The following is a 26,083-nucleotide window of genomic DNA, read 5'->3' on the forward strand; positions in this document are numbered from 1 at the left end:
TCCTGTGTGCGACGCACGGGCCCCGTTCGCACGTCGCACGCCCCTCCGGGTGCAAGCCAGGTGGACAAGGCACAATGGTCAGTCGTCACCGATTCCGCGCCCGTCCCTTCCCGCGGGTGCCCGTCCGGAGAGCGAGAGCGTGAATGCGGGTACTGCGCCGCGGCGATGGGGGACCGGCCGTGGCCGAGGTTCGGTCCACGCTCGCAGCGTTGGGCCTGTTGCCCCCGGTCACCGGCCCGGCCGAGCAAGTCCTGTTCGACCCGCTGATGGAGGGCGCGATCCGCGCGTTCCAGCAGCAGCGCGGGCTGATCACCGACGGGCTGGTCGGCCCGGCCACCTACCGGGCGCTGCGCGACGCCACCCACCAGCTCGGCGGTCGCCCGCTGGCGTACATGGTGTCCGCGCCGATCACCGGTGACGACGTCCTGACGCTGCAGGAGCGGCTGCTGGAGCTGGGCTACGACGCGGGCCGCCCGAACGGCGTGTTCGTCGGGCAGACCGAGTCGGCGCTGCGCAACTTCCAGCGCGACTACGGCCTGACCGTGGACGGCATCTGCGGCCCGGAGACGGTGCGCGCGCTGCGCCAGCTCTCCCCGCGCGCCCGCGGCGGTCGCCCGGTGCTGCTGCGCGAGCAGGAGCGGGTCCGCCGCTCGGGGCCGCGGCTGCGCGGCAAGCGGATCGTGATCGACCCCGGCCACGGCGGTGCCGACACCGGGATCGTCGCCGGGGACGTCACCGAGGCCGCGCTGATGTGGGACCTGGCCAGCAGGCTGGAGGGCCGGATGGTGGCCACCGGCATGGAGGCGCTGCTCTCCCGCGGCCCCGACCAGTGCCCGGACGAGTCCGAGCGCGCCCGGTTCGCCAACGACGCCGGGGCCGACCTGGTGCTGTCCCTGCACACCGACGCCAACAGCTCCCCGCACGCGCAGGGGGTGGCGAGCTTCCACTTCGGCACCGGCAACGGCGCCACGTCCACCCTGGGCGAGGCGATGGCCGGGCTGATCCAGCGCGAACTGGCCATGCGCACCGGGTTGCGCGACTGCGGCACCCACCCGAAGACGTGGGACGTGCTGCGGCTGACCCGCTGCCCGGCGGTGCGGATCGAGATCGGCTACCTGTCCAACGCCGAGGACCGGGCCCGGCTGGTCGACCCGGCGTTCCGGGACGTGGTCGCCGAGGGCATCGTCGTGGCGGTGAAGCGGCTGTACCTGCTGGGGGAGAACGACCAGCCGACCGGCACGTTCAGCTTCGCCGACGTGATGGCCCACGAGCTGCTGGCCCGGGGCTGACCGACCGCCCCCGCAAGCCTTTGCGGGGGCGTCTGCCAGCGCTCACCCGCGTTGCAGCACCGGGTTCGCGGTGGACACCGAGACGGTGTTCAGCAGGCGCTCCAGGGCCGCCTCGACGTCTTCCTTCCAGGTGATCCCGGTGCGCAGCTCCAACCGCAGCCGGGGCCAGCGGGGGTGCGGGCGCACGGTCTTGAAGCCGACGCTGGTCAGGAAGTCGGCCGGGACCACGCAGGAGCGCTCCTCGTCCGGCTGCGCGTCGCCGAAGGCTTCGATCGCCTTCACGCCGCGGCGGGTGAGGTCCTTGGCCACCGCCTGCACCAGCATCCGACCCAGGCCGCCGCCGCGGAACTCCGGGACGATGTGGAAGCCGGTGAGCACGACCGCGTCGGCGCTGATCGGCGACGTCGGGAAGGCCGACGCGCGGGGCACGGCGTTCGGCGGGGCGTAGAGCACGAACCCGACCGGGAGCTTGTCGCTGTAGACGACCCGACCGCAGGAGCCCCACTCCAGCAGCACGCTGGAGACCCAGGCCTCCTTCTCCAGCTCGGTCGTGCCGAACTCCTCGGCCTGCTCCTTCAGGTGCGGCGCCAATTCCCAGTACACGCAGCCGCGGCAGTGCTTCGGCAGGTGCTCCAGGTTGTCCAGGGTGACGCCCACGACACGTCGGGACACCCAACCTCCTGATGCCTCGCGGACCTGTCGCAACGCCCGCACGGATCGCCGACGGCGAGTTGCATGGGTGACAACGGCCAACACAATATGACCCGTCCAACAATAGGGCGATGTGAGCTGCGCCGGAACCGCAGGGACCGATTATCGGAGGTAAGTCACCCCTCCGGTTACACTCGATCGGACTTGACAGCGACGGAGCGAGCCATGACCACGCCTGGACAGCAGCCCGAGAGAACCGGCTCCCGCAGCCTCGACCCGCACCTGCGGCGCTACGCGGCACGGGCGGGCGGGATGACCGCGTCCGAGGTCCGGGCGCTGTTCGCGGTGGCGAGCAGGCCCGAGGTGGTCTCGCTGGCCGGTGGGATGCCGAACCTGGCGGCGCTGCCGCTGGAGTCGCTGTCGGAGCAGGTCGGGCGGATCATCGCGGAGGAGGGGCTCACCGCCCTGCAGTACGGCTCCGCGCACGGCGTCCCGCTGCTGCGCGAGCAGATCTGCGAGGTCATGGCGCTGGAGGGCATCTCCGGGCACCCGGACGACCTGGTCGTCACGGTCGGCTCGCAGATGGCCTTGGACCTGGTCACCCGCATCTTCTGCGACCCGGGCGACATCGTGCTCGCCGAGGGGCCGTCCTACGTCGGCGCGCTGGGCACCTTCGCCTCCTACCAGGCCGAGGTCCGGCACGTGGTGATGGACGCCGACGGCCTGGTCCCGGAGGCGCTGCGCGCGGCCCTGGACGCCGCCAAGCAGGCCGGGCGGCGGGTCAAGTTCCTCTACACGATCCCGAACTTCAACAACCCCGCCGGGGTGACCATGGCGGTCGCCCGGCGGGCCGAGGTCCTCGACATCTGCGCCGCGCACGACGTGCTGGTCGTCGAGGACAACCCGTACGGCCTGCTCGGCTTCGACGGGCAGGTCTACCCTGCGCTGCGCTCGATGGACCGCGACAACGTCATCTACCTGGGCTCGTTCTCCAAGACCTTCGCCTCCGGCCTGCGCGTCGGCTGGGCGCTGGCCCCGCACGCGGTCCGGGAGAAGCTGGTCCTGGCCGCCGAGTCGGCCGCGCTGTGCGCCCCCACGCTCAACCAGATGGTCGTCTCCCGCTACCTGGCCACGCACGACTGGAAGGGCCAGATCAAGTCCTTCCAGACCATGTACCGCGAGCGGCGCGACGCGCTGATCTCCGGGCTGGAGCAGCACATGCCCGCCGGGTGCAGCTGGACCAACCCCGACGGCGGCTTCTTCGTGTGGATGACCGTGCCCGAGGGCGTGGACACCAAGGCGATGCAGCCGCGCGCGGTCACCGCCAGGGTGGCGTACGTGCCGGGCACCGGGTTCTACGCGGACGGGTTCGGCAGCAGGCAGATGCGCCTGTCGTTCTGCTACCCGCCGCCGGAGCGGATCTCCGAGGGCGTGCGGCGGCTCGCGGGCGTGCTGGCGCAGGAGATCGACCTGCTCAACACGTTCGGCCCGACCACCAGCCGCTCGCTGACCGGTCCGCAGACGCCTTCCCCCGACACGGCCTGACGTCCGGCACCCGGTACCGTCCGGTGCCCGTGCGGCGGGGCCCGTCGCTGTTGCGGTGCCCGCCGCCGGTCCTGTCCTGATGCCCGCAGCCCGGTTCGACAACCGGTCACACCGAGGAGTTCGCCGTGTCCGACCGCTGGGTCGCTGTGCTCGCCGGAGGTCTGTCCCACGAGCGCGACGTGTCGCTGCGCTCCGGTCGCCGGGTGTCGGCCGCGCTGCGCTCCGCCGGGGTCGTGGTGGAGGAGTGGGACGCCGACGCGTCGCTGCTGCCGCGGCTGCGGGAGTCCCGGCCGGACGCGGTGGTGATCGCCCTGCACGGCGGCGAGGGGGAGAACGGGTCGATCCAGACGGTGCTGGAGCTGCTCGGCATCCCGTACGTGGGCGCCGACGTCAACGCCTGCCGCCGCGGGTGGGACAAGCCGAGCGCCAAGGCGGAGCTGGCCCGCGCCGGGCTGCTGACGCCGGACTGGGTGGTGCTGCCGCACAGCACGTTCCGCGAGCTGGGCGCGCAGCCGGTGCTCGACGCCATGGTGGAGCGGCTCGGGCTGCCGATGATGCTCAAGCCCCACCAGGGCGGCTCGGCGCTGGGTGCGCAGGTCGTGCGGGAGGCGGGTGAGCTGCCCACGGCGATGGTCGGTTGCCTGGCCTACAGCGACGCCGTGCTGGCGGAGAAGTACGTCGACGGGGTCGAGGTGGCCGTGACCGTCATCGACGGGCCCGACGGGCCGACAGCGCTGCCCGCGGTGGAGATCGCCCCGGAGTCCGGGGTGTACGACTACACCGCCCGCTACACCGCCGGGCTCACGACCTTCCACACCCCGGCCCGGTTGGGCGCGGAGACCGCGGCGGCGGTGGCCGACCTCGCCGTGTCGGCGCACCGGCTGCTCGGGTTGCGGGACGTGTCGCGCACCGACGCCGTCGTGGACGCCGACGGCGCGGTGCACTTCCTCGAGGTGAACCTCTCACCCGGACTGACCGAGACCTCGCTGGTGCCGATGGCGATCGAGGCGGCCGGTCTGTCCTTCGGGGAGATCTACGCGGGGCTCGTCGAACGGGCCGTGGCCCGCGCACGCTGAGTCAGTTCCGCCGCACGCGGAGCAATCGTCACCGTGACATAAGGCGCCGGGGTGATCCCCTGCGCCTTTCTCATGTCCGATTTGCCCCTTTGTCGGACATCATCTCGACGATGCGTTCCAGGTCGTCCACCGAGCCGAATTCGACCACGATCCGGCCCTTCCGACGCCCCAGCTCGACCTTGACCCGGGTGTCGAACTTGTCCGACAGCCGCTCCGCGACCGCCTGGAGCCCCGGCGCCTGCATCGGCTTGCGCGGGGCCGCCTTCGGCTTCGCCGCGGGCTCGCCCTTCGCCAGGGTCACCGCTTCCTCGGTCGCGCGGACCGACAACCCCTCCGCGACGATCCGGGTCGCCAGCTCCTCCTGCGCCCCCGCGTCGTCCAGGCCGAGCAGCGCGCGGGCGTGCCCGGCCGACAGCACCCCGGCCGCGACGCGGCGCTGCACGGGGAGGGGGAGCTTGAGCAGCCGGATGGTGTTGGTGATGACCGGCCTGCTGCGCCCGATCCGACCCGCCAGCTCCTCGTGCGTCACCGCGAACTCGTCCAGCAGTTGCTGGTAGGCCGCCGCCTCTTCGAGCGGGTTCAACTGCGCCCGGTGGATGTTCTCCAGCAGGGCGTCGCGCAGCATCGCGTCGTCCGCGGTCTGCCGCACGATCGCCGGGATGCGGTCCATGTCGGCCCGCTGCGACGCCCGCAGCCGCCGCTCGCCCATGACCAGTTCGTAGGTGTCGTCGCCCAGCTCCCGCACCACGATCGGCTGCATGAGGCCGAACTCGCGGATCGAGTGCTCCAGCTCGCTGAGCGCGTCCTCGTCGAAGACCTGCCGGGGCTGCTTCGGGTTCGCCTTGATCGCCGACGTCGGGATCTCCCGGTACACCGCCCCCGCCACCGCGCCGGTGTGTTCGGCCGGGGGAGCGGCGGCGGCGTCCACCGGTGCCTCGGCGGTCCGGGTGGGCAGCTTGAGGCTGCCCGAACCGGGCAGCGAGTTCCCCGTGGGCGGTCCCTGGGGGATGAGCGCGGCCAGGCCGCGACCCAATCCGCCCTTGCGTCCGGCTGGTCCTGAACCGCTCATTGCGGCTTCTCCGCTCCTCGTTCGGCTACCTCACGTGCGGCGTCCAAGTAGCTCAGGGAGCCGCGGGAGCCGGGGTCGTACGCGAGCACGGTCTGGCCGTAGCCGGGGGCCTCGGACACCTTGACGCTGCGCGGGATGACGGTCTTGAGCACGGTCTCGCCGAAGTGGTGGCGGACCTCGTTGGTCACCTGGTCGGCCAGCTTGGTGCGGCCGTCGTACATGGTGAGCAGGATGGTGGAGACCACCAGGGAGCGGTTCAGGTGCGCCTGCACCAGCTCGATGTTGCGGAGTAGCTGGCTCAACCCCTCCAGCGCGTAGTACTCGCACTGGATCGGGATCAGCACCTCTTGGGCGGCGACCATCGCGTTGACGGTCAGCAGCCCGAGGGACGGCGGGCAGTCGATGAAGACGTAGTCCGGGTTCAGCTCGTCGAGCGCCTCGTCGGACAGCGCCTCCTTGAGCCGGGACTCCCGGGCGGCCATCGAAACCAGCTCGATCTCGGCACCGGCGAGGTCGATGGTGGCGGGCACGCAGAACAGGCTGTCGGACTGGTCGCTCACCTGGGCGGCGTCCGCCACGGTCACCTCGCCCAGCAGCACCTCGTAGACCGACGGCGTGCCGGAGCGGTGCTCGACGCCGAGGGCGGTGCTGGCGTTGCCCTGCGGGTCGAGGTCGATGACGAGCACCCGGAGCCCGTGCATGGCGAGCGCGGCGGCGAGGTTGACCGTGCTGGTCGTCTTGCCGACGCCGCCCTTCTGGTTGGCGACGGTGATGACCCGGCGGTGCGCGGGCGGTGGGAACATCCGGTCCGGGTGCTTGAGGCGGGTGGCCCGGGCGGCTTCCTCGGCGATCGGCGTCCAGCCTGCGACGGACGAGGGGGAGGGCTGGTCCATCGGTCAGCACCCTCCCCGCGGCGCGGTTTCCGACGCCGGTTTCACGTGGAACATCATGGCTCCGATCTCAAGCTCGATGTGCACCCTGATCCTTCCTCGCCCGCCGGGGCCGGTCACGCCCGGCGACGGGCCTCACGCGTTCGACGACGACCACCGTCGTCGGTTCGTCCAACACGGCCCCGCAGGTCACCACGCGGGGTTCGGCGCCACCGGCCTTCACCACGGCACGCCGGTCCCGCTCGATCTCCTCGGCCGCACTCGCCCCCTTCAACGCCACGACCGCGCCGCCCTGGCGAACCAGTGGGAGGCACCAACCGCAGAGCTTGGCGAGCGGGGCGACGGCCCGGGCGGTGACCACGTCGGCGCCTGCCGCCTGGGCGACGATGGCGGGCTCTTCCGCCCGCCCCCGCAGCACGGTGACCGTCGACAAGCCCAGAGTCTCCACGACCTCGTCCAGCCACGCCACCCGCCGGGCCATCGGTTCGACGAGTGTCACCCGGAGGTCCGGCCGAGCGATGGCCAGCGGCACCCCGGGCAGTCCCGCACCCGAACCCACGTCGACCACGTGCGCGTCCCGGGGGACCTGCTCGCCGATGACGGCGGAGTTCAGCACGTGCCGCGACCACAGCCGATCGACCTCGCGCGGCCCGATCAACCCCCGCTCCACCCCGTGCACGGCGAGCAGTTCGACGAACCGCTCAGCCCGGGGGAGTTGGTCCCCGAACACCTCCGCAGCGACCGAAGGCACCTCCAACCGGTCGACCTCGGTCATGCAGCACACCATCCATGTTCCACGTGAAACGTCCGTCCCCATTCTCACCCATGACGCAGCGTGGACGACGTCGGCTCACGGGTAGGCGCTCGATCGGGTGCCGCGATCGCACACCGCCACCACCGCGCCGGAATTGCCGCCTCCGCGTGCCCACGTTTCACGTGAAACGTGGGCACGCAAAAAGGCGCGGCCCCCTCCGACCGGGAGGGGGCCGCGCCTCGGCCTTCGTGCTGGCGGACTACTGGGGGAAGACCACCACGCGGCGGCGGGGGTCCTCACCCTCGCTCTCGCTGTGCACACCCGCGACCGCCGCGACGGCGTCGTGGACGACCTTGCGCTCGAACGGGGTCATCGGCTGGAGCCGGACGCGCTCGCCGCTGGAGAGGACCTTCTGCGCCGTGGCGGTGCCGAGGTCCTTCAGCTCCTCGCGGCGGTCCGCGCGCCAGCCCGCGATGTCGAGCATCAGCCTGCTGCGGGTGCCGGTCTCCTGCTGGACCGCCAAGCGGGTCAACTCCTGGAGGGACTCCAGGACGTTGCCCCGGGGGCCCACCAGCTTCTCCAAGTCCTCACCGCCGTCGATGCTCACCACCGCGCGGCTGGCCTCGACGTCGAGGTCGATGTCGCCGTCGTAGTCGAGGATGTCGAGCAGGCGCTCCAGGTAGTCACCGGCGATGTCGCCCTCCTGGACCAGCAGCTCCTCGGTCGAGCCGGGGGAGCGCTCGGCGTTCCCCTCGGACCCGTCCCCGGCCACCTCGGTGGTGGCCGGCTCGGACGCTTCCTGCACCGTCTCCGGCACGGTCTCTCCTCTCCAGGTCGAACTGCGTCAGCGGTTCTTGCGACCTGACTTCTTGCGGGAACGGTCTGAGATCAGACCGGGAATCTCGGTGCCGCCCGCGGAGGAGCCGGTGGACCCCGTCGACGCGGTCGAGCCGGTGCCGGTCGGCTTCTCGGCGGACGTCGCCTTCGTCGGGTCCGACTCGGGGGCCTCGGCGGTGGTGGCGTCCGCGGGCTGGGCGGTGGGCTTCTTCGCCTGCGGCTTCTGCCCCGGGCGGGGAGCGGTCGGCCGCTGCCCCGGCTTGGGGGCGGTCGCGGAGCGCTTGGCGATCGCCGCCTCCTTGGCGGCGGCCTCCTCGGCGTCGATCCGCTTGTAGACGAAGCGCTGCTGCCAGAGGGTCCAGCTGTTGTTGCTCAGCCAGTACAGGATCAGGCCGATGGGGAAGGGGAAGAAGAAGCCACCGACGAGGACGCCCAGCGGGAACATGTAGAGCGTCAGCTTGTTCATGATCGCGGTCTGCGGGGTGGCCGACTCGGGGTTCTGCCTGCTGACCGAGTGCCGCGCGGTGAGGTGGGTCAGCGCGCTGGCGGTGAGCAGCAGCGGGATGGCCACCAGGATGATCGAGCTGCGGGAGACCTCGAAGTTCGCCAGCTCGGCGGCGGGCTGGGTGATCCAGTTGCCGAGGCGGGCGCCGAAGAGGTCGGCCTGGATGTAGGAGGCCACCCCCTGCTCGTCGAAGTAGTAGTTCTCGGTCTTGCCCGGCTTGAACTCGTGGAGCACGTGGAACAGGCCGATGAACACCGGGATCTGCAGCAGCATCGGCAGGCAGCCGCCGAGCGGGTTGACCCCGTGCTGCGACTGGAGCTTCTGCATCTCCTGGGCGAGCTTCTGCTTGTCGTTCGCGTACTTCTTCTGGAGCTTCTTGATCTCCGGCGCGAACTCCTGCATCTTCTTCATCGAGCGCACCTGGTTGACCATGGGTTTGAACATGATCGCGCGCAGGGTGAAGACCAGGAAGACGATGCCCAGTACCCAGGCGACCGCGCTGGACTCACCGAAGATGTGGCCGAAGACCCAGTGCCAACACCAGAGGATGAAGGACACCGGGTAGTAGATGAAATCGAGCACGGACTACTCCTCGGCTGCTGTCTGATCGGCCGGGTCGGTCTTCCCGGGGTCGTGTGTCCTGGGTGGCACGGGGTCGAGCCCACCAGGGTGCCAGGGGCCGCACCGCAGCAGTCTGCGCAGGGCGAGCCAAGAGCCGCGGACCGCGCCGTGCGCGGTGAGCGCCTCGACCGCGTAGGCGCTGCAACTCGGGTGGAACCGGCACGCGGGAGGCAGGAACGGCGAGATCCACCGCCGGTAGGCGCGCACCGGCAGCAGCAGGACCGCGGCCACCGGGCTGGGCCGGGCGGCATCGGCCGCCCGGTCGTCGACCGTCGTCCCGTCGTTCACCCGCCACCGCCAGTGCCGCGATCGTCAGTTGCGCGATCATCACCGCCGCGACCACCACCGAGCAGGCCGAGCCTGCGGATCGCCGCGTCGAAGTCCCGACCGAGTTCGGCGCTGCTCGCCTCGGCCGCCATGGGGAGAGCCCGCACGACCAACGCGCTGCCCGGGGGAAGAGTTCCGAGCCGGTCGGCCGCCACGTGCCGGAGCCTGCGGGCGACCCGGTGGCGGACCACCGAGTTGCCCACTGCCTTGCTCACGACGAAACCGACCCTCGGCGTCGCGGGGGTCCGCGACGCGCGGGGGTCGGCTTCGGGTTGGGCGTCACGCGTCCCCGCCGTCACGGCGTGCACCACGAGTCGGGGACGGCCCGCTCGACGACCGCGCTTGGTCACCGAGCGGAAGTCCGCGCTGTCGGTCAGCCGCGAGGCCGCGGGGAGCACGGCGACGGGCTGGGATCAGGCCGACAGCTTGTCGCGGCCCCGGCGGCGGCGGGCGGCGACGATGGCCCGGCCCGCACGGGTGCGCATGCGCAGGCGGAAGCCGTGCGTCTTGGCGCGACGGCGGTTGTTCGGCTGGAAGGTGCGCTTGCTCACGACTCAATCTCCCGGTCTGGCTGGTCTATCAGGTCTCCACGGCCCCCCTGCCGGTCCACGACCCGGTGGGTCGCGGCCGAATGGCACGCGGAACCCACCCGCCGCAAGCGGGAGACCTGTTGAGGGTACGCACCCGGTCGCCGGGGCTCAAATCCGGGTCGCCGGACGGGGGCGCCTTGTGGCGGCGGGCGGCCGTTGTTACCGTGCTGTCCCTTGCCCGACTGCCGGGGATGGGAGCCCCTGCCGGGTCGGTGCCGCAGAACCACTGAGTACCTTGAAGCCCCACGCCGGGTGCCTCCTGAGGTTCGCCGTACCTTCGTACACAGTTGTGGACAACCCTGTGGATGCTCGTTTGACGACACCCACGGTCCTGACCCAACATCCGGCACGAGCCTTGGATCGAGCATGCCCGCGAGGGGAGGGGAGCGGCGTTGTCCGAGCACCAGATGAATCTCGGTGTGGTCTGGGAACAGGTCGTGCGCGAGCTGTCCGCCGGGACCCTGTCCCCATCGCAGCGCGCGTGGATGCGGATGACCAGGCCGATCGGCCTGCTCGACGGGACCGCGCTGCTGTCCGCGCCGAGCGACTTCGCCAAGGAGGCGATCGAGCGCGCGCTGCGCGAGCCGATCACCGCGGCCCTGTCGCGGCGGCTGGGCCGGGTGGTGTCGCTGGCGGTCAAGGTCGACGCCGCTCCCACCGCCCCGAGCCGGACCGCGGTGCCGCCGCCGGTCCTCCCGCCGGTCGCCCCCCCGCTGAACCTCGACGGCGACACCATCACCATCCCGGCCGCGGACGTCGCCGCCGCCGCGGGGACCCCGGTCGCCGAGGCCCCCGGCCAGTACACGGGCGACGCGGCCCACCCGGTGCTCTCCCTCGACGACGACGACTCCGAGGAAGTGGACGAGACCGCCGACGCGCTCGCCACCGTCCACGAGATCTGGCCGACGTTCACCGGCCAACCCCCGGTCAGCGGGCAGCCCTACACCGCGCCCGCCCAGCCGCAGACCTCCAAGACCCGGCTGAACGAGAAGTACACGTTCGACACCTTCGTCATCGGCGCCTCCAACCGGTTCGCGCACGCGGCGTCGGTCGCGGTGGCCGAGGCACCCGCCCGCGCCTACAACCCGCTGTTCATCTGGGGCGAGTCCGGCCTGGGCAAGACCCACCTGCTGCACGCGGTCGGCCACTACGCCCAGCGCCTGTTCCCCGGCATGCGGGTGCGGTACGTGTCGACCGAGGAGTTCACCAACGACTTCATCAACTCGCTGCGCGACGACCGCAAGGTGGCCTTCCAGCGCCGCTACCGCGACATCGACGTGCTGCTGGTCGACGACATCCAGTTCCTGGAGGGCAAGGAAGGCACCCAGGAGGAGTTCTTCCACACCTTCAACACCCTGCACAACGCGAACAAGCAGATCGTCGTCTCCTCCGACCGCCCCCCCAAGCGCCTGGAGACGCTGGAGGACCGCCTGCGCACCCGGTTCGAGTGGGGCCTGATCACCGACATCCAGCCCCCCGAGCTGGAAACCCGCATCGCCATCCTCCGCAAGAAGGCCGCCCAGGACCGCCTGGCCGCCCCCGCCGAGGTCCTGGAGTTCATCGCCGCCCGGGTCGAGGCCAACATCCGCGAACTGGAGGGCGCCCTCATCCGGGTGACCGCGTTCGCCTCCCTCAACCGCCAACCCGTTGACGTCACCCTGGCCGAAATCGTCCTGCGCGACCTGATCCCCGACTCCCAGGCCCCCGAGATCAGCGCCGCCACGATCATGGCCGTCACCGCCGAGTACTTCGGCGTAGCCATCGACGACCTGTGCGGCCCCGGCAAGACGAAAGCGCTTGCCCAAGCCCGCCAGATCTCGATGTACCTGTGCCGCGAACTCACCGACCTCTCCCTCCCCAAGATCGGCCAAACCTTCGGCGGCCGCGACCACACCACGGTCATGCACGCGGACAAGAAGATCCGCAAGGAGATGGCCGAGCGCAGGCGCGTGTACGACCAGGTCCAGGAACTGACCTCCCGCATCAAGCAGCGCGCCCGCGGCTGACCCAGCCCGCACCGCCTGCCCTGCCCTGCCCCGCTCCGCCCCCCTGCCCTGCCCCGCCTTGTCCGCCCGCCCTGACCTGCCGGTCTTCCCGGGCCCGCCCAACAAACCCACCCGCCCCACCGCGAACCACTGCGCCCCGCCCCTGCCGACCCCGCACCCGATCCCGGGCGCGGGGTCTTCTTATTGCACCGGTGGACAACCCTCCACGACACCAATAAAAGTCATGCGCGCTTGCGCCCGGCCGGCGCCGGAAGCCGGCACCCTTCTTCCTGACCCCTGCGGTGCCCACACCCCCGAGCACCCACGGGTCGGCGCACTTTTTATTGCGGTCGTGGAGCAGCCTCCCCAGGCAGGCAAAAACCCGCGAACCCCCGCCCCGGCACCCGCCGACGGCACCCGCCGACGGCACCCACCCGACAACCGACCAACCCGGCCGAGTTGGACCAGGCCGCCACGCCGCACCGCCGCGCAAGACCAAGGTCAGCCGAACCAGACCCCGCTTGACCTGGCCAAATCAGTCGAGCCGAACTGAGCGAAGCCGCTCTGGCCAGACCAGACCGAACCAGGCCTAGCTGGGCCAGGCCGAGCCACGCCAGGCCGAGCCGAGCCGGGTTCAGCCGGACCAGGCCGGACCAGGCCGGGCCGGGCCGAGCCGGGCCAGGGCGGAGAGCGGCGGTCGAGAGCGGAGCCGTCCCTCGCACTCCGGCAACTCCGGTGTTGGCGCGATTTTTTTGCTCCTGGGGAGGGGCCTCCACCGATTGAAAAAAGTCGCGACCGCTTGAGCTGTACTTGCTCAGCACCACGGGGGTCGGGTTGGCGCGGGCATCGCGGCCGGCAGACTCCAGTGCGTCACCGATCGGTCGCATTCGGCTGCGGTCAGCCGCGTTCGGCTGCGCATCCCACCGTTGTGCCCGCCACTGCGACCACCGCTGGGCGCGCGATCTTTTTGCTGTTGGGGACGGGCCTCCACCACCCGAAAAAAGTCGCGGCCGCTTGGGTCGCGGTCGCGGGCTCGTGCGGGCGTTCGGTTCCCGGCGACGCAGAATGCCGGCCGCGATCGGGGGCGGCCGCAGGGGCCGGCAGACTTCGCCCGGTGATCGTCCGCGTGCGGTGAGCCGCGCTCGGTCTCGCAGCACCAACCCGCAACGCCGGCCTGCGGCCTCCCAGCACGGCGGTTCTGCGGGGCGCCCGCCGTCCGCGCGTTCTTATTGCCGCTGTGCGTAGGCCTCCCCGGAACCAAAAAAGGTCGCGGCCGCTGCGTGGCCGTCGGGTGCCGGGGTCAGACACCCAGCCCGGCCAAGCGCCGGGCACCCGGGCCGGACAACCGAACTCTGCACTGAACCGGCGCCGAGTCACGCACTCGAGGTCCGGCACCTGGCCTGCCTGCCAGGTGTCGGGCGGACTTGTCGCAGGTCCAGCTCGACCTGGCTGGACTTGGCCGAATCGGGCCGAGCCGACGGGCCAAGTTGAGCCGGGCCAGGCCCGGCCGAGCTGAGCTCAGCCGAACCGGGCCGGGCCGGGCCGGGCCAGCCCGAACCGGGGCGGGCCGGGGCGGGGCGGGCTGAGCCAGGCCGGGTCGCCTGGGCGGGCCAGGCAGCGCGCGGTGGGCGGATGGCCGCTGCCTGGGTCACGGTTGGATCGCGTGTGCGGGGGTTTTATTGCCGCCGTGGAGGCCGGTGCACAGCGGCAGAAAAGTCTGCGCTTCGGCGCGATCGGTCGGTGTGGACTCCCGACCTCGGGCCCGGTGGGCCTCCCGACCCCTCGAAGCAGGCTGGCGCGCGGGTTTTTCCCGGTTGGGGAGACCGCTCCACACCCACAAAAACCCAGCACCAGGGCTGGTTTTGGGTGGTCTGCGTCACCGGTATGGGGGACTTTGCCTGTGGACAAGCCTGTGGGTGGCCGACGCGCAACCTGTTGGCAACTTGGCACACATCTGGGGACAGTTTTGTGGACAACTCGGCTTGCCTGTGGATGGATCTGGCCTGTGGATAACTCATCCACGGGGGGCCCGAGTTGTCCACGGGTTCCACACACGGGTTCTCCACAGGGTTGGTGGTGGTCCGACCTGCTGATACAGGGGTTGTCCACACAATCCACAGGACCTACTGGTACTGCTGTCTTTTTCTCTTCTCCAGAAGAAGAAAAGAAAAGAAATAGGGGAGCTGTGGATCTGGGGACAAGCGGCCCTCGGAGCGGTGCGGGCACCGACCGCCCGGGATGACGGCGGGGCGGGCCACGCTCTACGGTTGGGCCCTACAGCGTGGACAGCTCGACGGACCCGGCTCGCACGACACGGTGCGCGGTGCGGGTCGTCGGGCCTGGAAAGGACTCCCATGAAGATCCGCGTCGAGCGCGACGGCCTCGCCGACGCCGTCGCCTGGGTCGCCCGCAGCCTCCCCTCCCGGCCTCCGGTTCCGGTGCTGGGTGGGGTGCTGCTGGACGCCGGTGCCACCGACGGCTCCGAGGGGCTCACCGTCTCCGGGTTCGACTACGAGGTCTCGGCGACGGTCGGCGTGCCTGCCACGGTCGCCGACGGCGGTCGGACCCTGGTTTCCGGCAGGCTGCTCGCCGACATCACCAAGTCGCTGCCCGCGCAACCGGTGGAGATCTCCGTCGACGGTTCCCGGGTGGCGATCGCGTGCGGCAGCGCCAAGTTCAGCCTGCCGACCATGCCGGTCGAGGACTACCCACAGCTACCCGCGATGCCGCAGCACGCCGGGGAGCTGGCCGGTGAGGTCTTCGGCCAGGCCGTCAGCCAGGTCGCGGTGGCGGCGGGCAAGGACGACACGCTGCCGATGCTGACCGGGGTCCGGGTGGAGATGACCGGGGAGAAGCTGACCCTGGTCGCCACCGACCGGTTCCGGCTGGCCATGCGCGAGTTCGAGTGGAAGCCCTCCGGTGACGTCGAGGACGCCGCGGTGCTGGTGCCCGCCCGCACGCTCGCCGACGCGGCCAAGGCGCTGGGCAGCGCCGGGCGCTCGGTGGAGTTGGCGCTGTCGCCGACCGACGGCCTGCTCGGCCTGTCCGGCTCCGGCCGCCGCACCACCAGCCGCCTGCTCGACGCGGAGTTCCCGCGCTACCGGCAGCTACTGCCGTCGGAGCAGACCTCCAGCGCGATCATCGGGGTCGCGCCGCTGGTCGAGGCGATCAAGCGCGTGTCGCTGGTGGCCGACCGTGGTACCCAGGTGCGGCTGGAGTTCGCCGACGGCGTGCTCCGGTTGTCCGCGGGTGGCGACGACGAGGGGAGCGCCGAGGAGGAACTGCCGGTGGAGTTCACCGGCGAGCCGGTGATGATCGCGTTCAACCCCGGCTACCTCCAGGACGGGTTGGCCGCACTGCACGCCGACCGCGCCGAGCTGTCGTTCACCACTCCGAACCGACCCGCGCTGATCAAGCCCGTCAACGCCGACGGCGAGGTCACCCCCGGCTATCTCTACCTGTTGATGCCGGTGCGCTTGCCGGGCTGATCCCCGGCACCCCCTGACGGAGAGGAACTTCATCGTGCAGCTCGGACTCGTCGGCCTGGGCAAGATGGGCTTCAACATGCGCGAGCGGTTGCGCGCGGCGGGCCACGACGTGGTCGGCTACGACCGCAACCCCGACGTGAGCGACTCGGAGTCGCTGGCCGACCTGGTCGGCAAGCTCGAGGCGCCGCGGGTCGTGTGGGTCATGGTGCCCTCGGGTGAGCCGACTAGGGCGACCGTCGCCGACCTCGGCGACGTGCTCAGCGAGGGTGACCTGGTCATCGACGGCGGCAACTCCCGCTACACCGACGACCGGGGCAACGCCGACCTGCTGGCCACCAAGGGCGTCGGCTACCTCGACTGCGGTGTGTCCGGCGGGGTGTGGGGCAGGGAGAACGGCTACGGCCTGATGGTCGGCGGTGACGCCGAGCTGGTCGAGCGGGCGATGCCGATCTTCGACGCGCTGCGCCCTGAGGGTCCGCGCGACGAGGGCTTCGCGCACGCGGGCAAGGTCGGCGCCGGGCACTACGCGAAGATGGTGCACAACGGCATCGAGTACGGCCTGATGCAGGCCTACGCCGAGGGCTACGAACTGCTCGACGCCGCGGGCGAGGTCACCGACGTCCCGGCCGTGCTCAAGGCGTGGACCCGCGGCACCGTGGTCCGGTCGTGGCTGCTCGACCTGCTGGTCAAGGCGCTCGACGAGGACCCGGGCCTGGCGGAGCTGTCCGGGTACGTCGAGGACTCCGGCGAGGGCAGGTGGACCGTCGAGGAGGCGATCAACCACTCGGTGCCCGCGCCGGTCATCTCCGCGGCGCTGTTCGCCCGGTTCGCCTCGCGGCAGGCCGACTCGCCCGCGATGAAGGCCGTGTCGGCGCTGCGCAACCAGTTCGGCGGGCACGCGGTGCACAAGGCGGGTCCGACCTCCGGGTCCGGCGAAACCAAGTAGTGCACGTCCGGCACTTGCAGGTCGCCGACTTCCGCTCCTGGGAGCAGGCCGACCTGGAGCTGGAGCCGGGGCCGTCGGTGCTGGTCGGGCGCAACGGGCAGGGCAAGACGAACCTGGTGGAGGCGATCGGGTACGTCGCCACGCTCGGCTCGCACCGGGTCGCCTCGGACGCGCCGCTGGTCCGCCTCGGCGCGTCCCGGGCGATCATCCGGACCGCGGTGGTCAACGACGGCCGGGAGCTGACCGTCGAGCTGGAGATCACCCCGGGCAAGGCGAACCGGGCCAGGGTCAACCGCGGCCCGGTCCCGCGCCCGCGCGACGTGCTGGGAATCCTGCGCACGGTGCTGTTCGCGCCGGAGGACCTGGCGCTCGTCCGGGGTGACCCCGGGGAGCGCCGCCGGTTCCTGGACGACCTGCTGGTGCTGCGGGCGCCCCGGTACGCGGGGGTGCGCTCGGACTACGACCGGGTGCTGCGCCAGCGCAACGCGCTGCTCAAGAGCGCCGCCGCGAACCGGCGGGCCCGGCGCAGCGACCCGGACGCGCTGGTCACCCTGGACGTGTGGAGCGGGCACCTGGCCGCGCACGGGGCCGCGCTGCTCTCGGCCCGGCTGGACCTGGTGGCGGACCTGGGGCCGAGGGTGGCTGCCGCGTACGCGGGGGTGGCCCCGGAGTCGCGCCCGGCGCAGATCGGCTACCGCTCGAAGATCGAGGACGCGCTGCCCGCCGGGTACGGCAAGCCCGACGGGGAGCGCGCGGACCCCGAGGTGGTCGCCGAGGTCCTGCTGGCGGAGATGGTGCGGCGGCGGGACAACGAGCTGGAGCGCGGGGTGAGCCTGGTGGGGCCGCACCGCGACGAGCTGGACCTGGTGCTGGGGGAGGCGCCCGCGAAGGGCTACGCCAGCCACGGCGAGTCGTGGTCGTTCGCGCTGGCGCTGCGGTTGGCGTCCTACGAGCTGCTGCGCGCCGACGGCAGCGAACCGGTGCTGGTGCTCGACGACGTGTTCGCCGAGCTGGACCGGCGCAGGCGGCAGCGGCTCGCCGAGGTGGCCGTGGCGGCCGAGCAGGTCCTGGTGACCGCCGCGGTGGCGGAGGACGTGCCCGGTGAGCTGACCGGGGCGCGGTACACGGTGGCGGACGGGGTGGTGGAGCGTGACTGAGGACGACCTCTTCGGGGGTGCGCTGACCCCGTCACAGTCGGTGACGGACCGTGACGTCCCCCGACGCACATCTGGGGATAAACCTGTGGATAGTGTGGACAACTCGGTCCGCCGCCCACCATCTGGAGTATCAGACCGACCGCTGGGCGCAGATCAATCCACAGCCCCCGGTGGAAAACTCGGCAATCCATCCACAGGCGCGCCCGTGGGCGACGGGAATCCGACTGCGGAGAGTGGTGGCTCCGAGGCCGCGGAGGGCGGCGCCGTGCTCAGGGGACCAGATCTTGCCAGAGCCGCCCTGGAGGCCGCGCGGCAGGTCGCCCGGGCCAAGCCCAAGCGGCGGACTGTTCCACGTGGAACAGCGGGCGGGGGCTCGCGAGCCCGGCGCCGGTGGTCCGGTGCGGGGTCCGACGACCGCGACCCGCAGCCGCTGGGCAGGCTCGCGTCCCGGGTCGCGGCCGAGCGGAACTGGCACGAGAATCTTGCCGGTGGTCAGGTCTTCGGCCGGTGGACGCAACTGGTCGGTTCCGAGGTCGCCGAGCACGCCAAGCCGATCGCGCTCCGGGACGGCGAGCTGACCGTGCAGGCCGAGTCGACCGCCTGGGCCACCCAGTTGCGGCTGTTGCAGCGCCAGTTGCTGGTCAAGATCGCCGCCGGGGTCGGTCCGGACGTCGTGCGCAGGCTCAAGGTGCAGGGCCCCTCGGCGCCGAGTTGGCGGTTCGGCACCCGGCACGTCTCCGGCCGCGGACCCCGGGACACCTACGGCTGAACCTCGCGCCCCGAACCTGCCCTGCCGACGGCCGGACACGTGCCCGTTCCGTCCGATCGCTCTGTGAGCAAACCAGGGGTGTCCTTGACCCCGTTCTGCGGGACCGCACCGGTACTATGTCGGGAGAGGTGTGACGAGCCCCGGCCGGACAGGCGGGAGCACGCACCGCCGTCGCAGTCGATCCGACGCACGAGGAGACACCGGGCACGTGGCAGCAGACAAGCAGGAGAACTCGTACGGCGCCGGTTCCATTGGCGTGCTCAAGGGGCTTGAGGCGGTCCGGCTGCGCCCCGGCATGTACATCGGTTCCACCGGCGAGCGCGGACTGCACCACCTGATCTGGGAAATCGTGGACAACTCCGTCGACGAGGCGATGGCCGGGCACGCCACCAGGGTCGAGGTCACCCTGCTCGCCGACGGCGGTGTCCGGGTGGTCGACGACGGCCGGGGCATCCCGGTCGACGAGCACCCGGAGGAGAAGCGGTCCGCGCTGGAGGTCGTGATGACCGTCCTGCACGCGGGCGGCAAGTTCGACTCGGACAGCTACGCGGTCTCCGGCGGCCTGCACGGCGTCGGCATCTCCGTGGTCAACGCGCTGTCCACCAAGCTGGAGGCGGTGGTCAAGCGCGACGGGTACGTCTGGACGCAGACCTACCGCGACTCCAAGCCGGTCGACCCGGTCGCCAGGGGCGAGGAGACCGCCGAGACCGGAACCACGATCACCTTCTGGGCCGACGACACCATCTTCGAGACCACCGAGTACAACGCCGAGACCGTCGCGCGCAGGCTCCAGGAGATGGCCTTCCTCAACAAGGGCCTGACCATCGTGCTGCGCGACGAGCGGGTCGCCGACGCCGAGGCCGAGGCGGACGCCGACGGGGTGGCCGCCAGGATCAAGGAGCGCACCTACCACTACCCCGGTGGCCTCGAGGACTTCGTCAAGCACATCAACCACAGCCGCGAGGCCGTGCACAAGTCCGTCATCGCGTTCGAGGCCGAGGGCAAGGGCGTCCAGGTCGAGGTCGCGATGCAGTGGAACACCGGCTACAGCGAGTCGGTCTACACCTTCGCCAACACGATCAACACCCCCGAGGGCGGCACCCACGAGGAGGGCTTCCGCGCCGCGCTGACCCGGGTGGTCAACGTGTACGCGCGGGAGAAGAAGCTGCTCAAGGAGAAGGACACCAACCTCGGCGGCGACGACGTGCGCGAGGGCCTGGCCGCGATCGTGTCGATCAAGCTGGCCGAGCCGCAGTTCGAGGGCCAGACCAAGCAGAAGCTGGGCAACACCGAGGCCAAGACGTTCGTGCAGCAGACCTGCAACGAGTGGCTGGCCGACTGGTTCGAGCGCAACCCGGCGGACGCGAAGACGATCGTCACCAAGGCGGTGTCGTCGGCGCAGGCGCGGCTCGCCGCGCGCAAGGCCCGCGAGCTGGTGCGCCGCAAGGGCGCGCTGGACATCGGCGGCCTGCCGGGCAAGCTCAAGGACTGCCGCTCCACCAACCCGGAGGAGTGCGAGCTCTACATCGTCGAGGGCGACTCGGCGGGCGGCTCGGCCAAGGAGGGCCGGGACTCGCTGTACCAGGCGATCCTGCCGATCCGGGGCAAGATCATCAACGTGGAGAAGGCCCGGCTGGACCGGGTGCTCAAGAACACCGAGGTGCAGAGCCTCATCACCGCCCTGGGCACCGGTATCCAGGAGGACTTCGACGTCACCAAGCTGCGCTACCACAAGATCGTGCTGATGGCCGACGCCGACGTCGACGGCAAGCACATCACCACGCTGCTGCTGACGCTGCTGTTCCGGTTCATGCGCGGGCTCATCGAGCACGGGCACGTGTACCTGGCCCAGCCGCCGCTCTACAAGATCAAGTGGCAGCGGACCGACCCGGAGTACGCCTACTCCGACCGCGAGCGCGACGGGATGCTCCAGACCGGGCTGTCCGCGGGCAAGAAGATCAACAAAGAAGACGGCATCCAGCGCTACAAGGGCCTCGGCGAGATGAACGCCGAGGAGCTGTGGGAGACCACCATGGACCCGGCCAACCGGCTGCTGCGCCAGGTCACCCTCGACGACGCCGCCCAGGCCGACGAGCTGTTCAGCGTGCTCATGGGCGAGGACGTCGAAGCCCGCCGGTCGTTCATCACGCGCAACGCCAAGGACGTGCGGTTCCTCGACGTCTGAGCACCCGGCAGCCGAGAACCCCGCACCGCCCTAGCCGAAATCCCGAAGGGAAAACCCGGTCGTGACCGAAACCCTGCCGCCGCCTGGCGATCGCATCGAGCCAGTCGACATCCAGCAGGAGATGCAGAGCTCCTACATCGACTACGCCATGAGCGTCATCGTGAGCCGGGCGCTGCCCGACGTGCGCGACGGCCTCAAGCCGGTGCACCGGCGGGTGCTGTACTCGATGTTCGACACCGGTCTGCGCCCCGACCGCAGCTACGTGAAGTGCTCCCGCGTCGTCGGCGACGTGATGGGCAACTACCACCCGCACGGTGACACCTCGATCTACGACACCCTGGTCCGCCTGGCCCAGCCGTGGTCGATGCGCTACCCGCTGGTGGACGGCCAGGGCAACTTCGGCTCCCCGGGCAACGACCCCGCCGCCGCCATGCGCTACTGCGTCGTGGCCGACACGCGGGTCAAGCTGGCCGACGGGTCCACCCCGCGCATCGGCGACCTGGTGCCCGACGCGGCGCCGAACTCCGACAACGAGGTCGACCTCAAGGTCCTCGACCGCAACGGCGACCCCGTGCGCGCCGACGCGCTGTTCCACTCCGGCGAGCACCCCACGCTGACCCTGCGCACCGCCGAGGGCTTCGAGCTGACCGGCACCCGCAACCACCCGGTGCTGGCGCTGGTGTCGGTCGAGGGCGTGCCGACGCTGCTGTGGAAGCTGCTGGAGGAGGTCGAGCCGGGTGACCGGGTCGCCGTCCAGCGGGTGCCGATCGACGACGTCGACCAGCCGACCGCGCGCGAGCAGGCCAACGCCCTCGGTGCCGCGGCCCGGTTCATCAAGCACCCCACCGACGCCGACCGCGCCCCCGAGCACGTCTGGCGCGGCGGCCCGGTGCTCAAGCGGGTGTTCCTCCGCCTGCTGCTCACCGCGGGCGGGACCGTCTTCACCGACGACGGCACCATCCGGCTCACCTACACCGCCCCGAGCGCGGGCCTGGTGTCGGACGTGCAGCGGATGCTGCTGGAGTTCGGCGTGCTGTCGCGGCTGAGCACCAGCGAGGGCGTGCCCGCGCTGGTCGTCGTCGGCCACCACGACGTGAGCCTGCTCGCCGCCCGGGTCGGGCTGCGCTCGGTCGCGCACGACGAGCTGGTGCACGCGCTGGCCGAGGCCCCGGTGGAGGCGGTCGACCCGCTGGCGGGCATCGACGACCCGGAGCTGCGGGCCGCCGCGGAACCGCTGGTCGACGGCCGGTTCCACTACGCCGAGGTGACCGCCGTCGCCGACGCCGGGGTCCAGCCGGTGTTCAGCCTGCGGGTCGACACCGAGGACCACGCGTTCGTCACCGACGGGTTCATCAGCCACAACACCGAGGCCCGGCTGATGCCGCTGGCCATGGAGATGCTGCGCGACATCGGCGAGGACACCGTCGACTTCGCGCCGAACTACGACGGCAAGACCGAGGAACCGCTGGTCCTGCCGTCGCGCATCCCGAACCTGCTGGTCAACGGCGGTTCCGGGATCGCGGTCGGGATGGCGACGAACCTGCCGCCGCACAACCTGCGCGAGGTCGCCGACGGCGTGGTCTGGGCGCTGGACAACCCCGACGCCGACGACGACCAGTTGCTGGCCGCGCTGCTCACCCGGATCAAGGGCCCGGACTTCCCGACCAGGGGCCTGATCCTGGGCACCGGCGGCATCGAGGACGCCTACCGGACCGGGCGCGGCTCGGTGCGGATGCGCTCGGTGGTCGAGGTCGAGGAGGACGCCAAGGGGCGCACCATCCTCGTCGTCACCGAGCTGCCCTACCAGGTCAACCCGGACAACCTGATCGAGAACATCGCGCAGCTCGTGCGCGACGGCAAGATCACCGGCATCTCCGACGTGGCCGACGAGTCCAACCGGCGCATCGGCATGCGCATCGTGATCGGGCTCAAGCGCGACGCGGTGGCCAAGGTCGTGCTGAACAACCTGTTCAAGCACACCCAGCTCCAGCACAACTTCGGCGTCAACATGCTGGCCCTGGTCGATCAGATCCCGCGCACGCTGCGGCTCGACCAGATCATCCGGCACTACGTGAAGCACCAGCTCGAGGTCATCGTCCGGCGCACCCGCTACCGGCTGCGCAAGGCCGAGGAGCGCGCGCACATCCTGCGCGGCTACGCCAGGGCCCTCGACGCCCTCGACGAGGTCATCGCGCTCATCCGCCGCTCGCCCTCGGCCGACGAGGCGCGCAGCGGCCTGATGGCGCTGCTCGAGGTCGACGAGGTCCAGGCGACCGCGATCCTGGAACTCCAGCTACGCCGCCTGGCCGCCCTGGAGCGCCAGCGCATCATCGACGAGCTGGGCGAGATCGAGCGCTACATCGGCGAGCTGAACGAGATCCTGGCCAGCGAGCAGCGGCAGCGCGAGATCGTCCGCGACGAGCTCAAGGAGATCGCCGAGAAGTACGGCGACGACCGGCGCACCAAGATCATCCCGTTCGACGGCGAGGTCTCCATCGAGGACCTGATCGCCGTCGAGGACGTGGTCGTCACCATCACCCGCACCGGCTACGCCAAGCGCACCAAGACCGACCTGTACCGGGCGCAGAAGCGCGGCGGCAAGGGCGTGCAGGGCGCGGCGCTCAAGCAGGACGACATCGTGGCGCACTTCTTCGTGTGCTCCACCCACGACTGGATTCTGTTCTTCACCAACAAGGGCCGCGTCTACCGGGCCAAGGCCTACGAGCTGCCCGAGGCCAACCGGGCCGCGCGCGGGCAGCACGTGGCCAACCTGCTCGCCTTCCAGCCCGACGAGCAGATCGCCCAGGTCATCCAGATCAAGGACTACACCGTCTCGCCGTACCTGGTGCTCGCCACCCGCGACGGCCTGGTCAAGAAGTCCAAGCTGTCGGACTTCGACAGCAACCGCGCGGGCGGCCTGATCGGCATCAACCTGCGCGAGGACGACGAACTGGTCGGCGCCGTGCTGTGCTCGGCCGACGACGACCTGCTGCTGGTCTCCGCCGGTGGGCAGTCCATCCGCTTCCACGCCAGCGACGAGGCGCTGCGCCCGATGGGCCGGGCCACCTCCGGCGTGCAGGGCATGCGCTTCAACGCCGGTGACGAGCTGCTCGCCCTCGGCGTGGTCAAGGACGGCACGTTCGTCCTGGTCGCCACCGACGGCGGGTACGCCAAGCGCACCCCGATGGAGGACTACTCCGTGCAGGGCCGCGGCGGCAAGGGCGTGCTCACCATCCAGCACGACAGCAGGCGCGGCAGGCTGGTCGGCGCGGTCATCGTCGAGCTGGAGGACGAGCTGTACGCCATCACCTCCTCCGGCGGGGTGATCCGGACGACCGCGGCGGAAGTGCGCAAGGCGGGCAGGCAGACCAAGGGCGTCCGGTTGATGAACCTGGGCGAAGGGACCACCCTGGTGGCCATCGCCCGCAGCGCCGAGGAGACCGCGGCGGCCGTCGAGACGGTGGAGGCCGTCGCCGACGCCATCGAGTCCGGGGACCCCACCCCGGCCACCGGGACGCCCGCCGAGGTCGTCGCGGCCGAGCACGCGTCGACAGAAGAGACCGGCTCCACCGACGAACCGACCGCCGAGTAAGACCCGCAGACGAAGGCAGTAGGGAACCCGCTCGTGACACCAGCCGAGAAGCCGGACAGCACCGCAGCCGAATCGGAGCGGACGTCGATCATCACCGACGGCACCGCGGCGGGCGCCACCGCGCCCGCCGCGGCCGCCCCGGCGGGTGACCCCCAGCCCGCGGACGCGGACACCACCGTGCAGACACCGAAACCCGCGGGCGAACCCGGCGGCGACAACCACACCCCGCCGCCGTGGGCCAGGGTCACCGCCGACGCCCAAGCCGAAGCCGGGGGCGACGCCACCCAGGCCCTGCCCCCGGTCGGCAACGGCCACACCCCCGCCTCCCACACCCCAGCCGCCCACGCCCCCGGCTCCTACGGCACCGATCCCCACGGCGCCGATCCCTACAGCGCCGACTCCTACAGTGCTGATTCCTACAACGCCGACTCCGAACCCACGATCAACGTCCCGCGCCCCGTCGTCACCGGCACCGCGGCGGGCAGGCTCTTCGGCACCAGCACCGACGACGACCGCTCCGCGGCCCCCCCGGGCATCGGCGGCACCCCCACCGCCACGGGCGCCTCCAGCACACCCCCCAGCGCCCTGCGCAGGCCCGGCCGCGGCCCCCGCCGGGCCAACCTCCAGGTCAAGCGCTTCGACCCGTGGTCGGTGCTCAAGCTCTCCCTGGTCCTGGGCGTCTCCCTGTTCTTCGTCTGGCTCGTCGCCGTCGGCGTCCTCTACGCCGTCCTCGACGGCATGGGCGTCTGGGACAAGGTCAACGGCATCTCCAGCGAACTCCTCAACGCCTCCGAGGGCTCCAGCGGCGACCCGCTGATCAGCGCCGGGCGCGTCTTCGGCATCGCCGCGATCATCGGCGCCATCAACATCGTGCTGTTCAGCGCCCTGGCGACGGTCGGCGCGTTCGTCTACAACGTGTCCGCCGACCTGGCCGGAGGGCTTGAGGTCACCCTCGCCGAACGCGAGTAGGGGATACCGATTTGGGGTCGCGCAGGAGGATGCGGTAATCTTCCTGCGTTCCCACAGGGGCCTATAGCTCAGGCGGTTAGAGCGCTTCGCTGATAACGAAGAGGTCGGAGGTTCAAGTCCTCCTAGGCCCACGGACTCGGGCGACCCATGCTCGCGGAAAGCGCGAGCCGGGTCGTCCGTCCTCGTTCTGGGGGGCGACCCCCCAGACCCCCACGGTGCGGTTGGTTGCTGAACCAGCGTGGTTGGCGGCTTTGCCGCCGTTTGGGGCTTGAGGGAGCTTCGCTCGCCTCGCCTCGGTTCCCTTCTTCCTCTCCTCTGCCTTCTGTTCCTCTCTTGCTGCGTGCCCTTCCTTGCTCGCTCCCGCTTGCTTGCTCGCGCTCGCTCTTTCCCCCGCCCCTTCCGCTCCCTTCTCCTCCGGCTCCTCCTCTGGGTGGCTGTTGGCTTCTGGGCTCTCCCTCGTTGTGGGGGGTGGGGGGTGTGGCAGGATGTGGGGTGCGTCTCGGGGGTGTGTCTGGGGCGTTGATGTTGGTGTTGGTGTGTTGTAGTGCCTTAAGGAGGCATCGGACGTGAAGAAGCTCCTCGCGCTTGCTGCGGTTGCGGGTGGTGTGCTCTTTGTCGTTCGTCGCAAGAGCGCGGCGAAGGCTGAGGCCGACCTGTGGCGCGAGGCCACTGCTCCGGCCGCGAACAACGGCACGAAGAAGGCCTGAACGTACTTCCGGTCGGCACGGGGTACCGTGTCGGCCTGAGGGGATGTAGCTCAATTGGCAGAGCACTGCCTTTGCAAGGCAGGGGTTAGGGGTTCGATTCCCCTCATCTCCACGTGAACGAGGTCGGCCCA

21 protein-coding genes and 2 tRNA genes are annotated in these 26,083 nt (G+C 71.0%); 14 read left to right on the forward strand and 9 right to left on the reverse strand.

The window, feature by feature from the left end; translation table 11 throughout:
* The first annotated feature begins 143 nt into the window (after positions 1-143).
* On the forward strand, positions 144-1,289 hold the full coding sequence (locus DFQ13_RS18305) for an N-acetylmuramoyl-L-alanine amidase (protein WP_035289844.1): 1,146 nt from the start codon (positions 144-146) through the stop codon (positions 1,287-1,289).
* A 42-nt stretch (positions 1,290-1,331) separates the two neighbouring features.
* Here DFQ13_RS18305 and DFQ13_RS18310 read toward each other — a convergent pair whose 3' ends face one another.
* Positions 1,332-1,961 (reverse strand): GNAT family N-acetyltransferase, encoded by a 630-nt coding sequence (locus DFQ13_RS18310; RefSeq protein WP_110080682.1) that lies wholly within the window; start codon positions 1,959-1,961, stop codon positions 1,332-1,334.
* A gap of 204 nt (positions 1,962-2,165) precedes the next feature.
* On the opposite strand from DFQ13_RS18310, the gene DFQ13_RS18315 reads away from it, so the two are divergent.
* Complete coding sequence (locus DFQ13_RS18315) at positions 2,166-3,485, forward strand: aminotransferase-like domain-containing protein (protein ID WP_110080683.1); 1,320 nt, start codon at positions 2,166-2,168, stop codon at positions 3,483-3,485.
* A gap of 125 nt (positions 3,486-3,610) precedes the next feature.
* Positions 3,611-4,561, forward strand: a complete 951-nt coding sequence (locus tag DFQ13_RS18320) for a D-alanine--D-alanine ligase family protein (RefSeq protein ID WP_035289835.1) — start codon at positions 3,611-3,613, stop codon at positions 4,559-4,561.
* Positions 4,562-4,631: 70 nt separating this feature from the next.
* Here the strand turns inward: DFQ13_RS18320 and DFQ13_RS18325 are convergent, their stop codons facing one another.
* From DFQ13_RS18325 to rpmH, 8 genes are all read right to left on the reverse strand, one after another.
* Positions 4,632-5,630 (reverse strand): ParB/RepB/Spo0J family partition protein, encoded by a 999-nt coding sequence (locus DFQ13_RS18325; protein WP_110080684.1) that lies wholly within the window; start codon positions 5,628-5,630, stop codon positions 4,632-4,634.
* Complete coding sequence (locus tag DFQ13_RS18330; protein WP_035289830.1) at positions 5,627-6,523, reverse strand: ParA family protein; 897 nt, start codon at positions 6,521-6,523, stop codon at positions 5,627-5,629. Before DFQ13_RS18330 ends, DFQ13_RS18325 begins: the two co-directional genes overlap by 4 nt.
* Before the next feature lie 67 nt (positions 6,524-6,590).
* Positions 6,591-7,295, reverse strand: a complete 705-nt coding sequence (rsmG, locus tag DFQ13_RS18335) for a 16S rRNA (guanine(527)-N(7))-methyltransferase RsmG (protein ID WP_110080685.1) — start codon at positions 7,293-7,295, stop codon at positions 6,591-6,593.
* 238 nt (positions 7,296-7,533) lie between these two features.
* Positions 7,534-8,046, reverse strand: a complete 513-nt coding sequence (locus tag DFQ13_RS18340) for a Jag family protein (protein WP_233427916.1) — start codon at positions 8,044-8,046, stop codon at positions 7,534-7,536.
* Positions 8,047-8,118: 72 nt separating this feature from the next.
* A complete protein-coding gene (gene yidC / locus DFQ13_RS18345) occupies positions 8,119-9,198 on the reverse strand; it encodes a membrane protein insertase YidC (RefSeq protein ID WP_035289822.1) in 1,080 nt (359 codons plus the stop codon).
* A gap of 3 nt (positions 9,199-9,201) precedes the next feature.
* The gene (yidD, locus tag DFQ13_RS18350) at positions 9,202-9,525 is read right to left on the reverse strand and encodes a membrane protein insertion efficiency factor YidD (protein WP_110080686.1); all 324 of its coding nucleotides are present in this window, start codon (positions 9,523-9,525) and stop codon (positions 9,202-9,204) included.
* Positions 9,522-9,962: a ribonuclease P protein component gene (rnpA, locus tag DFQ13_RS18355; RefSeq protein WP_035289817.1), complete on the reverse strand. Its 441-nt coding sequence runs from the start codon at positions 9,960-9,962 to the stop codon at positions 9,522-9,524. Before rnpA ends, yidD begins: the two co-directional genes overlap by 4 nt.
* 15 nt (positions 9,963-9,977) lie before the next feature.
* Complete coding sequence (gene rpmH / locus DFQ13_RS18360) at positions 9,978-10,115, reverse strand: 50S ribosomal protein L34 (RefSeq protein WP_035289814.1); 138 nt, start codon at positions 10,113-10,115, stop codon at positions 9,978-9,980.
* Positions 10,116-10,546: 431 nt separating this feature from the next.
* Between rpmH and dnaA the strand changes: the two genes are divergently transcribed.
* The 11 genes from dnaA (at position 10,547) to DFQ13_RS18420 (ending at position 26,064) form a co-directional block, all read left to right on the forward strand.
* Positions 10,547-12,160: a chromosomal replication initiator protein DnaA gene (dnaA, locus tag DFQ13_RS18365; protein ID WP_035289811.1), complete on the forward strand. Its 1,614-nt coding sequence runs from the start codon at positions 10,547-10,549 to the stop codon at positions 12,158-12,160.
* Between the two features lie 2,333 nt (positions 12,161-14,493).
* Entirely contained in the window at positions 14,494-15,627 is a 1,134-nt protein-coding gene (gene dnaN / locus DFQ13_RS18375; protein ID WP_035289807.1) for a DNA polymerase III subunit beta, read from the forward strand.
* Between the two features lie 31 nt (positions 15,628-15,658).
* A complete protein-coding gene (gene gnd / locus DFQ13_RS18380) occupies positions 15,659-16,573 on the forward strand; it encodes a phosphogluconate dehydrogenase (NAD(+)-dependent, decarboxylating) (RefSeq protein WP_035289804.1) in 915 nt (304 codons plus the stop codon).
* The gene (recF, locus tag DFQ13_RS18385) at positions 16,573-17,730 is read left to right on the forward strand and encodes a DNA replication/repair protein RecF (protein WP_110080687.1); all 1,158 of its coding nucleotides are present in this window, start codon (positions 16,573-16,575) and stop codon (positions 17,728-17,730) included. Before gnd ends, recF begins: the two co-directional genes overlap by 1 nt.
* A gap of 265 nt (positions 17,731-17,995) precedes the next feature.
* Positions 17,996-18,499 (forward strand): DciA family protein, encoded by a 504-nt coding sequence (locus tag DFQ13_RS18390; protein WP_035289799.1) that lies wholly within the window; start codon positions 17,996-17,998, stop codon positions 18,497-18,499.
* 208 nt (positions 18,500-18,707) lie between these two features.
* Positions 18,708-20,684 carry a DNA topoisomerase (ATP-hydrolyzing) subunit B gene (gyrB, locus tag DFQ13_RS18395; RefSeq protein WP_110080688.1) on the forward strand — a complete coding sequence of 659 codons (1,977 nt, stop codon included), beginning with the start codon at positions 18,708-18,710 and terminating at the stop codon, positions 20,682-20,684.
* A gap of 61 nt (positions 20,685-20,745) precedes the next feature.
* Entirely contained in the window at positions 20,746-24,276 is a 3,531-nt protein-coding gene (gyrA, locus tag DFQ13_RS18400) for a DNA gyrase subunit A (RefSeq protein ID WP_110080689.1), read from the forward strand.
* Between the two features lie 177 nt (positions 24,277-24,453).
* The gene (locus DFQ13_RS18405; RefSeq protein WP_325050940.1) at positions 24,454-25,245 is read left to right on the forward strand and encodes a DUF3566 domain-containing protein; all 792 of its coding nucleotides are present in this window, start codon (positions 24,454-24,456) and stop codon (positions 25,243-25,245) included.
* Between the two features lie 57 nt (positions 25,246-25,302).
* Positions 25,303-25,376, forward strand: a tRNA-Ile gene (locus DFQ13_RS18410).
* Positions 25,377-25,811: 435 nt separating this feature from the next.
* Entirely contained in the window at positions 25,812-25,952 is a 141-nt protein-coding gene (locus DFQ13_RS18415; protein ID WP_110080690.1) for a DLW-39 family protein, read from the forward strand.
* Between the two features lie 39 nt (positions 25,953-25,991).
* A tRNA-Ala gene (locus DFQ13_RS18420) sits at positions 25,992-26,064 on the forward strand.
* The last annotated feature ends 19 nt before the right edge of the window (positions 26,065-26,083 follow it).

Origin of the sequence: Actinokineospora spheciospongiae (assembly GCF_003182415.1) — a bacterium.
GTDB classification, from domain to species: Bacteria; Actinomycetota; Actinomycetes; order Mycobacteriales; family Pseudonocardiaceae; genus Actinokineospora; species Actinokineospora spheciospongiae.

Bases quoted from the DNA above. Each gene is read 5' to 3' on its own strand.
- DFQ13_RS18305 (WP_035289844.1), top strand. From the start codon at position 144: ATGCGGGTACTGCGCCGCGGCGATGGGGGACCGGCCGTGGCCGAGGTT.
- DFQ13_RS18315 (WP_110080683.1), top strand. From the start codon at position 2,166: ATGACCACGCCTGGACAGCAGCCCGAGAGAACCGGCTCCCGCAGCCTC.
- DFQ13_RS18325 (WP_110080684.1), bottom strand. From the start codon at position 5,630: ATGAGCGGTTCAGGACCAGCCGGACGCAAGGGCGGATTGGGTCGCGGC.
- DFQ13_RS18330 (WP_035289830.1), bottom strand. From the start codon at position 6,523: ATGGACCAGCCCTCCCCCTCGTCCGTCGCAGGCTGGACGCCGATCGCC.
- rsmG (WP_110080685.1), bottom strand. From the start codon at position 7,295: ATGACCGAGGTCGACCGGTTGGAGGTGCCTTCGGTCGCTGCGGAGGTG.
- dnaN (WP_035289807.1), top strand. From the start codon at position 14,494: ATGAAGATCCGCGTCGAGCGCGACGGCCTCGCCGACGCCGTCGCCTGG.